General features: G+C 42.9%; 11 protein-coding genes and 2 pseudogenes. 12 read left to right on the plus strand and 1 reads right to left on the minus strand.

The features are described from left to right. Positions 1–26 precede the first annotated feature (26 nt). The 5 genes from LQ247_RS18100 to LQ247_RS18120 all read left to right on the plus strand — a co-directional run bounded on the left by LQ247_RS18100 (position 27) and on the right by LQ247_RS18120 (position 6,061). Entirely contained in the window at positions 27–1,742 is a 1,716-nt protein-coding gene (locus LQ247_RS18100; RefSeq protein WP_231006370.1) for an acyl-CoA dehydrogenase family protein, read from the plus strand. Positions 1,743–1,757: 15 nt separating this feature from the next. Further along, complete coding sequence (locus tag LQ247_RS18105; RefSeq protein ID WP_023857543.1) at positions 1,758–2,645, plus strand: NAD(P)-dependent oxidoreductase; 888 nt, start codon at positions 1,758–1,760, stop codon at positions 2,643–2,645. Between the two features lie 18 nt (positions 2,646–2,663). Further along, the gene (locus LQ247_RS18110) at positions 2,664–4,118 is read left to right on the plus strand and encodes a CoA-acylating methylmalonate-semialdehyde dehydrogenase (RefSeq protein ID WP_144497694.1); all 1,455 of its coding nucleotides are present in this window, start codon (positions 2,664–2,666) and stop codon (positions 4,116–4,118) included. Between the two features lie 80 nt (positions 4,119–4,198). Next, positions 4,199–4,984, plus strand: a complete 786-nt coding sequence (locus LQ247_RS18115) for an enoyl-CoA hydratase-related protein (RefSeq protein ID WP_039072741.1) — start codon at positions 4,199–4,201, stop codon at positions 4,982–4,984. A 15-nt stretch (positions 4,985–4,999) separates the two neighbouring features. After that, positions 5,000–6,061, plus strand: coding sequence for an enoyl-CoA hydratase/isomerase family protein (locus LQ247_RS18120; RefSeq protein WP_144497693.1), 1,062 nt, complete (start codon positions 5,000–5,002; stop codon positions 6,059–6,061). 102 nt (positions 6,062–6,163) lie between these two features. Here LQ247_RS18120 and LQ247_RS22365 read toward each other — a convergent pair. Then, positions 6,164–6,379, minus strand: a pseudogene (locus tag LQ247_RS22365) (Tn3 family transposase); the annotation flags it as partial. A gap of 352 nt (positions 6,380–6,731) precedes the next feature. On the opposite strand from LQ247_RS22365, the gene LQ247_RS18125 reads away from it, so the two are divergent. From LQ247_RS18125 to LQ247_RS18155, 7 genes and pseudogenes are all read left to right on the plus strand, one after another. Continuing rightward, positions 6,732–7,976, plus strand: a complete 1,245-nt coding sequence (locus LQ247_RS18125) for an MFS transporter (RefSeq protein ID WP_023857547.1) — start codon at positions 6,732–6,734, stop codon at positions 7,974–7,976. Between the two features lie 14 nt (positions 7,977–7,990). Further along, complete coding sequence (locus LQ247_RS18130) at positions 7,991–9,250, plus strand: ATP-grasp domain-containing protein (RefSeq protein ID WP_231006410.1); 1,260 nt, start codon at positions 7,991–7,993, stop codon at positions 9,248–9,250. Positions 9,251–9,445: 195 nt separating this feature from the next. Further along, complete coding sequence (locus LQ247_RS18135; RefSeq protein ID WP_075213303.1) at positions 9,446–10,546, plus strand: MBL fold metallo-hydrolase; 1,101 nt, start codon at positions 9,446–9,448, stop codon at positions 10,544–10,546. 500 nt (positions 10,547–11,046) lie between these two features. Further along, a pseudogene (locus LQ247_RS18140) lies at positions 11,047–11,148 on the plus strand (NADP-dependent alcohol dehydrogenase); the annotation flags it as partial. A 530-nt stretch (positions 11,149–11,678) separates the two neighbouring features. Then, positions 11,679–12,995, plus strand: coding sequence for a branched-chain amino acid transport system II carrier protein (brnQ, locus tag LQ247_RS18145; protein ID WP_095290657.1), 1,317 nt, complete (start codon positions 11,679–11,681; stop codon positions 12,993–12,995). Positions 12,996–13,132: 137 nt separating this feature from the next. Further along, a complete protein-coding gene (locus LQ247_RS18150) occupies positions 13,133–14,539 on the plus strand; it encodes a right-handed parallel beta-helix repeat-containing protein (protein ID WP_231006372.1) in 1,407 nt (468 codons plus the stop codon). A 286-nt stretch (positions 14,540–14,825) separates the two neighbouring features. Further along, on the plus strand, positions 14,826–16,004 hold the full coding sequence (locus LQ247_RS18155; RefSeq protein WP_231006374.1) for an MFS transporter: 1,179 nt from the start codon (positions 14,826–14,828) through the stop codon (positions 16,002–16,004). The last annotated feature ends 19 nt before the right edge of the window (positions 16,005–16,023 follow it).

The following is a 16,023-nucleotide window of genomic DNA, read 5'->3' on the forward strand; positions in this document are numbered from 1 at the left end:
TTTTAGCGGAAGCGAGGAGGAAAGCAATGGGGAAAGCAAAAATTCGATGGAATGAACCCTTGATTTCTCAACACGAATCGGCTGCTGAAGGATTTACGCCGGAAGATTTCACAGAGGAAGATCAACTGATTTCAAAAACGACAGAATCATTTGTCAAAAATGAAGTCATGCCCCTTCTTGAATCGATCGATCAGCAGGATCACGAAAGCGTGAAAAAATTGTTTCAAAAAGCGGGAGAGCTCGGATTGCTCAGTATCGAAGTTCCTGAGGAATACGGCGGCCTTTCACTCAGTAAGAAGCTTTCCGGGTTAGTAGCAGAGAAAATGGGAGCCGGCGGATCGTTCAGCGTCTCCTTTAATATTCATGCGGGCGTCGGGACATTGCCGTATATTTATTATGGAACAGAAGAACAAAAACGAAAATACCTTCCGAAACTGGCATCGGGCGAATGGATCGGAGCATATGCTCTGACAGAGCCGGGCGCAGGCTCAGATGCTTTAAACGCAAAAACGACGGCCGTCTTGAATGGGGAAGGAACAGCCTGGGTTTTAAACGGGGAAAAACAGTGGATTACGAACGCGCAAGTAGCTGATGTATATGTTGTCTTTGCAAAAACGGCGGAAGGCATGACAGCATTTATCGTCGAACGTTCGTTTAAAGGCGTTTCCATCGGACCTGAAGAGAAGAAGATGGGAATCAAAGGGTCTTCGACGGCAACCTTAATCCTCGAAGAAGTCGAGGTGCCAAACGATAATGTTTTGGGTCATGTCGGGAAAGGTCATCACGTCGCTTTGAACATTTTAAACATGGCCCGCTTAAAGCTCGCGTTTTCGAACATTGGAATGGCAAAGCAAGCATTGAACCTTGCCGTTAGCTACGCCAAACAGCGCAAACAATTTAACAAGCCGATCATCGGTTTTTCAATGATTCAAGAAAAGATTGCCGACATGGCAATTTCGATTTTCGGCGCCGAAAGCGCTGCTTACAGAACGGCAGACTGCCTGGACCATGTTTTAAATTCGGCTGAGCCATTAGACGACAGACTGAGAAAACTCACAAACTATGCATCCGAATGCGCGATCAATAAAGTTCACTGCTCCGAAATACTCGACCGAAATGCAGACGAGGCGGTACAGATTCATGGCGGCTACGGATACATGCAGGAGTACGAAGTCGAACGTTTGTACCGGGACGCGAGGATCAGCCGGATTTTCGAAGGGACAAACGAGATTAACCGTTTGACGATCGCCAAACTGATGATGAAAGAAGTGAAGCAAAACGGCATCTCAGAGCCGGAAGCTCAATTAAGCAGCGGGGAAAACCGAAACCGGCGGTTTATTCAGCTGTCCAACAGGCTTTTCGGCAAAACATTAAAAGCGCTTAAACGCTCCCGCGTGAACATTCAAAAGGAGCAGGAATACGCGCGGATTCTCGCCGACATGCAAAAAGAACTCTATGTGATGGAATCCGCCGCCCTCCGGACCGAAAAGGCAACCAAAAGATACGGAAGCGAAAAAGCACGGTTGAAAGAAATGATAACGAACGTTATTTGTGAAGAAGGCTTCCGCAAAATCGAAGAGATGGCGGTAACCGCCTTATCAGGCATAGAATCTGATGAAGCTGAAAGAAAGCTCGAATTGGAAGAGGTTCACAGCCTTACTTTGCCCCTTTTCAGCAATCTGTTTGCTCAAAAACGCGAAATCGCAGAGAAAATAGCCGCTCATGAAAAATATACGGTGTGATCGGAGGGAAACCGTTTGAAAAAAATCGGGTTTATCGGTTTGGGCAACATGGGTCTGCCCATGTCGAAAAATTTGCTTCAGGAGAACTTTGCGGTATATGGAACGGACCTTAACAAAGAAGCTGAATTGGCCTTGCATCATGCAGGGGGAACGATCGGGATTTCAGTTGAAAAGATGGTAAAAGAGTGTGACGCCATCCTGACAAGCCTTCCTTCATCAAAAGCTGCAGAGGAGGTTTTTCTGGGGAAAAAGGGGCTCGTACACCTAGCTGAACCAGGCGTCCTTCTGATTGATACAAGCACGGTCGCTCCTGAACTGAATATCCGGATTGCAGAGGAAGCGAAAAGCAAAGGAATTGATTTTCTTGCGGCGCCGGTCAGCGGCGGTGTAATCGGAGCGGTCAACCGGACGCTTACCTTTATGGTCGGGGGGCCGAAGTCTGTTTTTGATAAAGCATTGCCTATTTTCAACGTATTGGGCGAGAATATTTTTCATGTGAACGAAAACATCGACAGCGGAACGAATACGAAGCTGATCAACAACCTCTTAATCGGTTTTTATACAGCCGGCGTCAGTGAAGCCTTGCATCTTGCCAAAAACAGCAATCTCGATCTCGAAAAATTGTTTGAGATGCTGAACGTCAGCTATGGGCAGAGCCGAATCTATGAGCGCAACTATAAAAGCTTCATAGCGAATGAAAACTATGAACCTGGCTTTTCTTTGAAGCTGCTGCTGAAAGACCTTGGCTTTGCATTGGATTTGGCTGAGAAAAATGAGGTTGAACTGCCGGTGAGCAAGATTCTCTTCGGCATCTATGAAGAAGCCGATCAGAACGGATATGGTGAAAAAGATATGTCTGTTTTATACAAAAAAATAAGCGAACAGAAGACAACTTATCGGTAAGGAGAGGTGAGAAAGCACATGATCACAACGAATGCCAAGAAAATAATGAACCATATCGACGGGGAGTGGGTGAATTCCTCAGGTACGGAAGCTGAAGAAGTCGTCAATCCTGCAAACGGAAACGTCATCGCTTATGCGCCTCTATCTGTGAGAGCGGATGTAGATCGTGCCGTGCAGGCTGCCAAACATGCTTATCAGACCTGGTCACTTGTGCCTGTCCCCAATCGGGCGAGACTTTTATATAAATATTTGCAGCTTCTTCAAGAGCAAAAAGAACAATTGGCAGACATCATTACGACGGAAAACGGCAAAACGTTAAAAGACGCCCGAGGCGAAGTGCAGCGCGGAATCGAAGTTGTTGAGCTTGCAACAGCCACACCTACTTTAATGATGGGAGAATCCCTGCCCGCGATAGCAGGGGGCATCGACGGATCGATTTGGCGCTATCCTTTGGGGGTCGTCGCCGGTATTACGCCGTTTAACTTTCCAATGATGGTTCCTCTGTGGATGTTTCCGCTCGCCATTGCTTGCGGAAACACGTTCGTCCTGAAACCTTCGGAACGCACTCCTATTCTTGCCGGAAAGCTTGTCGAGCTGTTTTATGAAGCAGGGTTTCCGAAAGGTGTGCTGAACCTCGTTCATGGAGGAAAGGATGTTGTAAACGGAATACTGGAGAACGATGATATTAAAGCCGTCTCCTTCGTCGGTTCAGAACCGGTCGCAAAATATGTGTATCAAACGGGCACAGCCAACGGGAAGCGCGTTCAGGCTCTGGCCGGCGCAAAAAACCATGCGATTGTGATGCCGGATTGTCATCTTGAAAAATCGGTTCAAGGCATCATCGGGGCGGCATTCGGAAGCAGCGGAGAACGCTGTATGGCCTGCTCCGTCGCGGCGGTCGTTGATGACATCGCCGATGACTTCATGGAAATGCTCGTGTCTGAAACACGGAAGCTGAAGACAGGGGATGGCAGATCAGAGGATCACTTTGTCGGCCCGCTGATCCGCGAAGTTCATAAAGAACGCGTTCTTGACTATATCGACAGCGGTATAAAAGAGGGAGCCGCACTCGCCGTGGACGGACGCAATCCGGATGTTCAGGAAGGATATTTTGTGGGAGCCACGATTTTCGATCATGTAACACCGGAGATGAAAATCTGGCAGGACGAAATCTTTGCGCCGGTCTTGAGCGTCGTCCGCGTACAAGACCTTGATGAGGGGATCGAGCTCGCCAATCAATCCAAGTTTGCCAACGGCGCTGTCATTTACACGTCGAGCGGGAAAAGCGCCCAGCAGTTCCGCGACAAAATCGATGCCGGAATGATCGGCGTCAATGTCAACGTACCAGCTCCGATGGCATTCTTCTCCTTCGCAGGGAACAAGGCCTCTTTCTATGGAGACCTTGGGACAAACGGAAAAGATGGCGTCCAGTTTTACACGCGCAAAAAGGTCGTCACCGAACGCTGGTTCTAATTCTTAACATAAGGCTCCCTCTCATGCGCAACAGATTTTTTCAGAGGGGCCTTTTCTATTTCAACAGGGAGGGATCAATATTGAACTTGAAATATGCCACACTTAAAACAGAACATAGCATCACGACCGTCACGTTGAACAATCCGCCGGCAAATACACTCTCTTCTTCCTGTATCGCCGAATTGCGCTCTCTTTTTCGGGAATTGGCCCGCGACGAGGAGACAAAAGCGATCATCGTCACAGGAGAAGGACGATTTTTTGTGGCGGGAGCGGATATAAAAGAATTTGTTTCAAAACTCGGGAACCAAAAACTAGGGCTGGCACTCGCAAAAGGGGGCCAGGCGCTCTGTGATGAAATCGAAGCTTCCAATAAGCCCGTCATTGCGGCGATAAACGGACCGGCTCTTGGCGGAGGCCTGGAACTCGCAATGAGCTGCCACTTCAGAATCGTATCAGACGATGCAACACTCGGCCTTCCCGAATTAAAGCTCGGCTTGATTCCCGCGTTTGGAGGTACACAGCGGCTTCGCAACATAACGGATACAGCGACAGCACTCGATCTCATCCTGACGGGCCGAACGCTTTCAGCTCAAGAAGCGGTAGAGCTGAAAATTGCGCAGATGGCGGTAAAGGGGGAGGAACTGATGAAGACGGCAGAAGGGGTCGCGTCGTCTTTTATCGAAGGAAAAAGCATGACCAGCGTGAGGCGCGCCGTCGAATGTGTCGTACAGGGCGCCTCTGAAAGCATGGAACAGGCACTGGAGAGAGAGCGAAACAGATTCGCCGAGCTGTTTGTCACTTCAGACGCCAAAGAAGGAATTCACGCATTTGTCGAAAAGCGCAAACCAAACTTTCATCATTCATAAAAGGAGTGGATCCAGATGTCCGATGATGTGCTGTTTTCCGTTAATCAAAACGGCGCCGCAGCGATTGTTTTGAATCGCCCGAAAGCGCTCAACTCCCTCACATACGACATGGTCCGTCTGATTGGTGAAAAGTTAAACGAGTGGGAGACAGATCAAAACGTTTCTGTTGTGGTCATCAAAGGTGCAGGACCAAAAGGACTGTGTGCCGGGGGGGATATTAAGGCACTCTATGAAGCACGTTCGTCAAAACAGGCCCTGCAAGAAGCCGAGTGCTTTTTTGAAACAGAGTACGAAGTCGATATGGCAGTCCATCGATTTCCGAAACCGATCATCGCCTGCTTGGACGGGATCGTCATGGGGGGAGGCGTCGGCCTGACATACGGGGCCAGCCACCGGATTGTCACGGAGAGGACAAAATGGGCGATGCCTGAAATGAATATCGGTTTCTTTCCGGATGTCGGGGCAGCCTATTTTTTAAACAGAGCTCCGGGACACATAGGAAGATATCTTGGATTAACGGCATCTGTCATCCATGCGGCAGACGTGCTGTATATCAATGGGGCAGACGCCTACATGGAGAGCGGCGCTTTAGAACGATTGATCCAAACAGTGGAACAAACAGATTGGCACCTTGTAAACGTTGAAGAAAAGCTCGATCAGCTGATCCGCGAATCGAAAACGAAGCCCTCCCAAGAAAGCACGCTCGCCCGTGATCAGCAAGCGATTGACCGGCATTTTAAGTATGATAAGCTCGAAGAGATCCTTCAATCGCTCGAAAGCGAAGGAAGCACTTTTAGCTCGAATGTGAAAAAAACGATGCTTTCCAAAGCGCCATTTTCATTGAAAATCACATTGAAACAGCTGGCGGACGGACGTCAAAAAACATTGGAAGAATGCTTTGCAACAGATCTGGTGCTGGCGAAGAACTTTTTGAAGCACGACGATTTCTTCGAAGGCGTCCGGTCCGTCCTGATCGACCGTGATCAATCACCGAACTACAAGTATCGGCACGTTTCAGATGTAACCGATGAAGCAGTGGACCGGTTTTTCCAACCTTCTGAATCTGTCCGATTTTAAAAGCGGGAGCTGACGATTAATGTCAGCTTTTTTTTTGTAAACCTCCCACGGTTTTTATCTGGGGGGCCACCAACAATATGCTTAGGTACCATCGGCTTTAATTCATTGATTAAGAGGGCTGAGTGAACCTAAGCTTTCGATATTCTTCATATCAAAGGTGTATACTCCAAGAAAATTAATATGTTCCCATCCCAATTCCCCTCGTTTCCCAAAAATAAGGCGCTCGCAAGGCCATTCATGGTCTCACCTTTTTTCACTGATACGACGACGTAAGGATTCATTTGATATGTAATCCAAAATTAGAATTGTATTTTTCAATTCCTCCACGTGATTCTCATAATCCACACTAATCTCAACGATAAATGTTTCCTGTTCAATGATATGGTTTTATAAATTCGTTGATCATTGATGCTGTACATTCATTAGGATCATTGGAGAGTACCTCAGCTTTTAAAAAAACTGAGGTCATTTGTTTCAATATAATTACACCTGTAGTTGAACATCAAAACAAAAACTACAATTTTGATATCTTGCTTTTACATTCGCAAACGCGTACAGAGGGTCATCATAGGAGATATACTATGGATGGAGGTTACGCCCAAAACAATGCTGAATAAGGGAACTGGCCTATAACAAGGTTTCGAATAATATGAATTAATAGGGGGTTATTATGAAAAATAAAATACATTTTAATTTTTACAAGCTTTGGCTAGGACAGTCTGTAAGTTTGTTAGGTACCCAGTTTACAATAGTAGCTTTGCCTCTTTTTGCATTAGAGGTGCTACAAACAAGTGAGGCAAATGCTGCCATGCTTCGTGGGATTATATTCATACCCTACCTAATTTTCGGATTAGTAGCTGGTGCTTTGATAGACATCCTTCACAGAAAAAATATTTTGCTAATTTGTAGTATATGTCAAGGCGTTTTATTTTTAGCAGTATTCATACTGACTGTAACAAATATAATAACGTTCCCTTTATTGGTGTTTCTCATGTTTTTGAATGGAGTATTTACTACGTTTTACAACATTGCAATTCCCTCTTTCTTGCCTGAAATATTAACAGATAAAGACAACTTAAAAAAAGGAAATGCACTACTAGCTCTTTCAGAGTCTCTCTCTATAGTAATTGGTCCTATGCTAGCAGGAATCGTTATTACTCTAGTTGGATTAACAGGCTCTTTCACTGTTGACGCAGTAACGTATTTTGTTTGTTTTGTGTTTGTATTATTTATTTCAAAGTTTAAACCGCATACAGAGGGCTCTTTAAAAAACGCAAATATAAAATCCGTATACAAAGACATATATGAAGGTTTGATATATTTTAAAAAACACCCTGTATTAGAACCAATTGTAAGCTGTGGCGCTGTTTACGGTTTTTTTAAATACATACTAAATAGTATTTTAGTAATATTCCTTTATAAGGTAATGGGTCTATCTGAACTTGAAATAGGCTTTGTTGTAGGTTCAGCAGCGGTGGGATTTTTAATAGGCAATACATTACTCATGAAAAAAAGTCAACAAATTAATAATACAAAAATGCTTATTTATAGCGCTACTGTATCAGTTATCGGTCTGGCCTTTATACCGATAATGGGATATTTGGGAACCGTTTACGGTATAGTAGCTGCAAGTATCATACATGGCATGGGAGAAGGTGTATTTGGCCCTTACTCTGCAACCATACGACAACTTGCTTCACCAAGTCACATGCTAGGCAGAGTAAATGCTGTACAGCGTACGCTTAATTGGGGAGCTTGGGCATTAGGAAGTTTTGCTAGTGCATTTTTAGTTTCTATATTCGGGCTTCAAACTACGTTATTTATAGGGGGCTTCGGAACAACATTGTGTTTAATGATGTTGTTAAGGCGAGGCGTATCAAAAGGAACCGAAATTGAATATACGAGTTCATTATAGAGGAGATGATTATGATGTATAAGATATCAAAAGGAATCGACATAGAAAATACACCACACATTTTATTTATAGGGGGATGGACAAAACCTATACAAGATGCTTTAGATAGGGGGTATACTGTTTCGTATATAGGGTCTTACACTAAACACATATACTTTGATGGAACTATTTTAGAAAAGTGTTTCTATAAAAAAGAAATAGACACAACAAATATACCCTTGTCTGTATACTATGCTGAAGAATTGTACAAAGAGAAACCATTTGAGGTGGTAGTATCTTTCAACGAAGCAGCCTTAGATACGGCTTGCATAATTGCAAAGATTTTTAATGTTAAAGGACCTTCTTACAATGCTAATATGATAACCCGCAATAAGGACATGATGCGTGAAATTCTAGCAGGCAAAGACTTTTCGATAGATTCGACAGTTTGCAATAACATAAAAGACATTGATGAATTTTTGAACAAAAAAGGCAGCATTATAATAAAGCCTCCGATTGGTGCAGGTGGTATAGGAGTGTCTAAGCTAGACACGGGAGATAACGTAGAGGTATTTATTAAAGATAATGGTATTCAACTACCTGTTTTAGTGGAAGAGTACGTTGAAGGTGACGTAGTTTATACGGTCGAAACCGTTTCTTATAACAAAAAACACTCTATACTAGCTATATCAGCTGAAATATTTAAAGAAGATACGTTTATAATAAACTATACTATTATGCCGGCACCTATAGATGAATCCCAAAAAAAATTAATCATTGAGAAAGTAATGCTATTTTTGGAGGACATGCAACTGGAAGACGGCATTACTCATACAGAGGTAAAGTTAGACAAACAAAAAAAGCCAATAATCATAGAGTCTCAAGTTAGGATAGGTGGCGGAAACATATGGAAAATGGTGGAACTAACAACCGGCATATCTCAATTTGGATACTATTATGATGCGTTAGCTACCAAGACTATAGATGAATTTAGATGTGTACCTTCAAAATGTCAAGCTATGTCTTTAAGCTTGATTCCAAAACCAGGTTGCTTAAAAGAAATCAAGTATAAAGGATTAGCTAACATATCCGAGGTCTTATTAATTGATTTATTAGTAAAAGAGGGCGACATCATACCAACTATTATAGACAGTACTCAACGCAAAGGATATATATTATTTACAGCTAATGATATAAAACATATGTACGAAGTTGCTGATAAAATATGTGACAATATAACGTTTGTTTATCAGGATTTATCAGAATGGAAACCTTCATTTAATAAGAATATTTAAAAGAAATGTGGCACATGACTGGTCTATGTCAAGTTTACATCAAAAAAGAACTCTCCAAATTGGGAGGGTTCTTTACATTTACGATGGTATGATCCCATACACAGCAGCGTTACACTGGCGATGATGCAGGTATAATCGGTAGAATAAGAGAAAGCAAGAGATCATCCTAAAAAGGAAGGAACAATGAAAAAAATCATGATGTTTTTATTCATTTTTATCACCGTGTTATGCGCGGCTGTTTTATTGTTCATCATTTTCCACCCCGTGTTTGGGGGAAATCCAAGCAAAAAACAAAAAAAGCTGTATCAAAGCTTTGACAATTATGCAGATGGCAAATTTGTCAATCAAGCTCCGCAAAAGATGGATATGGGCGGAATCTCCGGCGTTTTCTCGATGATGAGAGACGCTGTTTCCGGCGGCAAGGAACGCAACCCTTCCGGTCAAATCCCTGTTTCTAAGATCGATTGGAGCACAGTTAAAAGTAACGAAGACAGCTTAACGTGGTTTGGACATTCCGCTTTTTTACTGAGCATCGACCGCAAAAAAATACTCGTAGATCCTATGCTGGGTCCAATCGCTTCACCCGTATCATTTATCGGAAGCAGACGCTACAGCGAAGACATCCTGCATATGGTCGATGATATGCCGCCGATTGACGCCGTCTTGATCACACATGATCATTATGATCACTTAGATTATCCATCCATCTTAAAACTGAAGGAAAAGGCCGGTCATTTCTTCGTTCCCCACGGAGTCAGCGCACACTTGATACGGTGGGGAGTTGAGAAAGAAAAAATCACAGAGCTCAATTGGTGGGATGAAACGGAGTTTCAAGGTTTGACGATAGCCTTGACACCGTCCAAACACTTTTCGGGTAGAGGGTTGTTGAATCGAAACACGACCCTGTGGGGCGGCTGGGTTATCCTCGGAAAACATACGCGTTTTTATACGAGCGGCGACGGAGGATATGATGAACATTTTAAGGAAATCGGCAAAAAATACGGCCCTTTTGATATCACCTTAATGGAGGGCGGTCAATATGACAGACGCTGGTCCGGGATTCATATGACACCCGAACAATCTGTACAGGCCCACAAAGATGTAAAAGGAAAGAACATGATGTTAATTCACTGGGGCGCGTTCACCCTCGCCTATCATGGCTGGAAAGAGCCGATTGAACGTGCTTTGAAAGAAGCTGAGAAAAAAGGCGCCAACATGATTGCTCCCGCGATTGGTGAAACAATCCTGTTAAACGGCCAATACTCGCTTCCCGAGTCCTTTTGGTGGGATATGTAAACAGGCCGTTTATCCGTATACAAGTCATATCCTTTGCAACTCTAAAAAAAAGCCGTTTCCCGCGCAGACCGGAGACGGCTTTTTCTCTATTTTATTTGGCTGCAAACTTTTTAGTCTGCATTCCTTTAATCATGACTGAATTTTTTTGAAAGAAACTTGATTATATTAAATATCCAATAGGCAATTGCCCCTGTTGCGATGCCATATAATGCGCTCACTAAAAGGATTGCTGTTATAACACTTACATACCCCATAGCTGTTTGTCCTGGCCTTGACCTGAAACTTGTTTTCATCAATTGGAGTTTCGCTCACTGAAGTAATAAAATAGGTTGGAGAATAGTAAGGATAAGTTTTATACCATTTCCTAAATCATGCTCACTGAAGCTTCCGTCATCAATACTACTTTGTATGTAGTTGTCAATATCTATTGTATCACCAAAAATTTAACAAGTGTTCTACGTCAACAGGATTTTCTTTGAAGTATTGAGTGGAAAACTCATCAGATTGAAGTCATCGGAGCGGAACAAGTAGATGAAGCGTATGAGCGCGTACTTCGCAGCGATGTGCGTTATCGATTCGTGATTGATATCTCCACTTTGTAAATCCTATGTAATACCAGATAGGCCAGTCATTTTATTTGACTGGCCTTTTTTCGCCTGATCCGGCAATTTAAGCGGAGCGGATGGACATACAGCTTCATTCTATATGTCTCGCTTGGAAATTGGCGGGCTTGGATCTCTGAAAAAGTGCAGTTTGCGACAAGAGAGTCAGAGCTGAGACGTTCTACCATCAATTAGATTTCCTCACAGCTCTCATGATGACATATACGATGCCGAATACTATTAATACCGAAATGATTGCAGGCCCTAATGGCATTTCACAACCTCCCACATGTGAATTTCCTTTCCGTTATTATTTTTACATGTTGTAACAAACTTGTAAATCCATTTCAAAGTAAAAGCATATACAGACGAAACCTTTGACAATACAAGCAACAGCTACTATAGTAAGATAGTACTTTTATTTAATATTTACTGATAATTCAGGACATTCATTTATGAAATTTTTATCGTGCTACACTACTGACTACTACAAACACACTAATAGCTTAACCCGAATCGGAGGACTCATGATGGCAAAAAAAATTCCTTTTTCATTTATCCTAATCATAGGACTAATGCTGTTTGCATTATTTTTCGGTGCAGGAAATCTCATTTTCCCGCCTATGCTTGGTCAGATGGCCGGAGAGAATGTATGGACAGCCAATGCAGGATTCTTAGTGACCGGAGTCGGATTGCCATTACTCGCCATTACCGCATTCGTTTTTTCAGGAAAAAATGATTTGCAGTCTCTGGCCAGTCGTGTGCATCCATTGTTCGGCATTGTATTTACGACGGTTCTCTATTTAGCAATCGGCCCTTTTTTCGCGATTCCCAGATCCGGTAATGTATCGTTTGAAATAGGGGTTAAACCTTTTTTATCTCATGATGCAAGCCCTGTTGCCTTAATCATATTTACCGTATTATTTTTCACGGTGGCCTGCTTGCTGTCTCTGAATCCAACTAAAATTATTGATGTTATCGGAAAATTTTTAACTCCTATTAAATTAACATTTATCGGATTACTCGTCGTTACGGCAATTATTCATCCAATCGGAAGCTTTCAAGCTCCGTCTGCAGGATATGCATCACACGTGTTTTTTAAAGGGTTCAAAGAAGGTTACTTTACACTTGATGCCCTTGTCGCTTTTGTATTTGGAATCATCATTGTGAACGCCATGAAAGAGAAGGGAGCGGTCTCCAAAAAACAGCTCATGATCGTTTGTGCAAAATCGACGGCGATTGCAGCAGCGCTCCTGGCTCTGATCTATTCAGCGCTTTCATACATGGGGGCTTCCAGCGTTGAAAAACTGGGTCTATTAGAAAATGGAGCCGAGGTTTTAGCGAAGGTTTCATCCTATTATTTCGGACCATATGGTTCCGTTTTTTTGGGCTTAATGATCACAGTGGCATGTCTGACAACAAGTGTGGGACTCATCACAGCATGCTCTTCGTTTTTCCACGGCTTGTTTCCAAACATCTCCTACAAAAAAATTGCTGTCATTCTATCAATGTTCAGCACCCTTGTAGCAAATATAGGATTAACACAGCTGATTAACGTTTCAATGCCGGTTTTAACAACTTTGTATCCCATTGCGATTTCTTTAATATTCTTAACATTTTTACATCCCTTATTTAAAGGGAAGAGGGAAGTGTATCAAGGCAGTCTGATAATGACCTTTATCATCAGCCTGTTTGACGGCCTGAATGCTGCCGGACTCAAAATTGCAGCTATTAATCAATTTTTCAATCAGTTTCTCCCGATGTATGACATCGGATTAGGATGGGTGCTTCCGGCGATTCTAGGAGGAATAGGCGGCTATATTATTCATAGACTGCGCAAGTGCTGAATAAACTCATAAACATGAAGGCAACCCTGTGATCACAGGGTTGCCTTTTTCTTTAAAATGTTTGCGATGGTTTTCCATAAATGGATATTCTATAATGGTGTTAGTTTATCCATTTTGAAAAGAAAAGAGAGCTGAGTATGAGAAAATGGTATTTTATTTTATCAGCGTGTATTTTAATTTCTGTTATCATCGCTTTTGCTTATGATAAGACCGGAGCAAAAGAAGCAGAACCGGCTAACAGCTTGTATGTTTCCCCCGATGGAAATGATCAAAATGAAGGAACGAAAGAAAAGCCGTTTCGAACTCTGGGACATGCAGCAAAAAAAGCTGTCCCTGGCACAACTGTTATGATTCGGGAAGGCACGTATCATGAAACGCTTGATGTGAAGGAGAGCGGGTCAGCTGAAAAGCCTATCACATTTCAAAACTATGAGAATGAAAAAGTCGTCATCAGCGGAAAATCTATTCAGGACGCTGAATATGAAACACCGCTCATTCAGATTCACAATCAACAGTACATCACAATCAGCGGCCTGACGATTCAAGACCTTTCCGTTTCATCGGAAGAAGCAACCGCCATCGGAATTTATGTTTCAGGCTCCAGCAGTCATATTACCATTAAAAACAATCACGTCCGGGATATAAAAACAACAGCGGATGATGGCAATGCCCACGGGATCGCCGTCTATGGCTCCGGCAGCATGAAAGACATCAAGATCGAGGACAATACGGTTGAAAAGCTGACACTCGGGGCGAGTGAAGCGGTTGTGCTGAACGGAAACATTGACGGTTTCACGGTGAGAGGCAATGTGGTTCGCGACAATAATAACATTGGAATTGATCTGATCGGTTATGAAGGAACGGCCGCTCAAAACGATTTTGTGCGCAACGGTATCGTAGAAAACAACACGGTTTACAATAACTCCACTTACGGAAATCCCGCCTATGGGGATGATTACTCTGCGGGCGGAATTTATGTTGACGGAGGACAAAGCATTGACATTAAGAAAAACACGGTCTACGGCAACGATATCGGGATAGAAGCAACGTCTGAACACAAAGGAAAATATGCTGATGATATTCAAATAACCGACAACAAAGTGTATGAGAATGCGTACACGGGCATTTCTATCGGCGGATACGACCAAAAGCGGGGAGGCACCAGCCATTCTGTTATTGCGCACAATATTGTTTACCGCAATGATACAAAGGGGCTGGACGGCGGACAGCTTTTGCTCCAGTATGACACAAAAAGCAACAAAATTGAAAAGAACATCATCACAGCAAGCGATTCGCGAATATTTATCGCAAACGACTTTACGAAAAATGAAGGAAATAAAGTGAATCATAACGTGTACCACAAGGAAGCCGGCAAAGACGGTCTGTGGATTTGGAAACAGAATGAATACGACTCGTTTTCGCGATACCAAAACGCAACAAATCAAGATCAAGACTCGATTTATGCCGATCCGATGTATCGCGACGAGACGTCTTATGACTTTACATTAGATCCGGCTTCACCGGCTTGGCCGCTCGTTAAATAATTTCATAGGAAAACAGGTTTAATTTATGAAGCGTATGGAAGTATCCAGCCGTCTAAACAATGCCTGTCCGCACCACAAAAGCTACTCACAACAGAGTAGCTTTTTTATTGGAAGATATCCTTTAAATGACTTAACTTTCATCTGTCAATGGTCAGTTTAAACAAGTATCATTTTTTCGATTCTGCTTCTTATTAGCTTTAAATTCATAAAATTATGTTTACAAACTGACCATGGTCAGTTAAAGTGAATGCGTGAGAAGAAAAATAAAAAAGTAAGAGGTAGCCAAATGGAATTGAATGTAGAAAAAATACATACTGCAAAAATGTGGTCATTGTCATTTGTTTTTGTGACGCTTGCAAATGCTTTCTTGTTTATGGTATTTGAAATGTTATTGCCGACTTTGCCTTTGTTTGTGACGGCTATTGGAGGAGGGGCAAAACAAGTCGGCTATGTCACGGGTATTTTTATGATCTCTGCAATTGCTGTTCGTCCTTTTGCAGGGGCATTGGCTTTACGGTTCAATAAAAAATATTTGCTCATTTTAGGAATTGTGATCAGCGCTTTCTCAACAGGAGCCTATTACCTGGCGTCTGATGTCAGCGTTTTATTATTGATTCGCTTAATACATGGGGCCGGGTTTGGATTGGCGACGACCTATTTTGCGACAATCGCAGCCGAAATTATCCCTAAAGAGCGGAGAGGGGAAGGAATTGGATATTTTGGAGTAGGTGAGACAATTGCAGTTTCCGTTGGACCGATGATCGGTATCGCGGCTCTGGAGCTTTATGATTTTCAAAGACTTTTTTTAGGCGGGATGTCCGTTCTTTTGCTGGCGGTACTTATGGCTGTTTTCGTGCGCAGACAGCCGGAAACAACTGGCACTGGCGGAAAAGGAACTGCAAAGTTAAAAGTATTGGAAAAACGTGTACTGTTTCCGTCAATACTTATTTTATTCGTTGGTATTGCTGCATCTGGAATTATGTCTTTCTTTTCGCTCTATGCAATCGAAAAGGGGTTTCATAGTGTCGGGATGTTTTTCTTTTTGATTGCAGGAGCCAGTTTTTTTATACGGCTTATTTCCGGCAGAACATTTGACCGATACGGAGCTGCCGCCATCCTTATTCCCGCCTCGCTATTTTCAATAGCAGGGCTGTCAATATTATATTTCGCGCAAACAAATGCAATGTTTTTTACAGCGGCTATATGCTACGGTTTTGGATTCGGCTCAATTTTTCCCGCCATCCAAACATGGTGTATCAATCTTGTGGAAGAGCATGAACATGAGGATGCAATGGGAACGTTCTTTAATTTTTTCGATATGGGGATTGGCGGAGGGTCCTTATTATTAGGTTTGGTGGCGACGGTTTATTCCTATCGGGAGATCTATATTACCGCCATTTTCATGTACCTTCTGTTTCTTTTATTATATATTTTATATATCTGCATGAAGAGAAAAACAGCCTGAAAAATAGGGGAGGACGGTA

The organism is Bacillus sp. BS3(2021), assembly GCF_021043345.1.
Lineage (GTDB): Bacteria > Bacillota > Bacilli > Bacillales > Bacillaceae > Bacillus > Bacillus paralicheniformis.

Coding starts and splice junctions, on each gene's coding strand:
- LQ247_RS18135 (WP_075213303.1), top strand. CDS start 9,446: ATGATGTTTTTATTCATTTTTATCACCGTGTTATGCGCGGCTGTTTTA.
- LQ247_RS18100 (WP_231006370.1), top strand. CDS start 27: ATGGGGAAAGCAAAAATTCGATGGAATGAACCCTTGATTTCTCAACAC.
- brnQ (WP_095290657.1), top strand. CDS start 11,679: ATGGCAAAAAAAATTCCTTTTTCATTTATCCTAATCATAGGACTAATG.
- LQ247_RS18120 (WP_144497693.1), top strand. CDS start 5,000: ATGTCCGATGATGTGCTGTTTTCCGTTAATCAAAACGGCGCCGCAGCG.
- LQ247_RS18155 (WP_231006374.1), top strand. CDS start 14,826: ATGGAATTGAATGTAGAAAAAATACATACTGCAAAAATGTGGTCATTG.
- LQ247_RS18125 (WP_023857547.1), top strand. CDS start 6,732: ATGAAAAATAAAATACATTTTAATTTTTACAAGCTTTGGCTAGGACAG.
- LQ247_RS18150 (WP_231006372.1), top strand. CDS start 13,133: ATGAGAAAATGGTATTTTATTTTATCAGCGTGTATTTTAATTTCTGTT.
- LQ247_RS18110 (WP_144497694.1), top strand. CDS start 2,664: ATGATCACAACGAATGCCAAGAAAATAATGAACCATATCGACGGGGAG.
- LQ247_RS18130 (WP_231006410.1), top strand. CDS start 7,991: ATGTATAAGATATCAAAAGGAATCGACATAGAAAATACACCACACATT.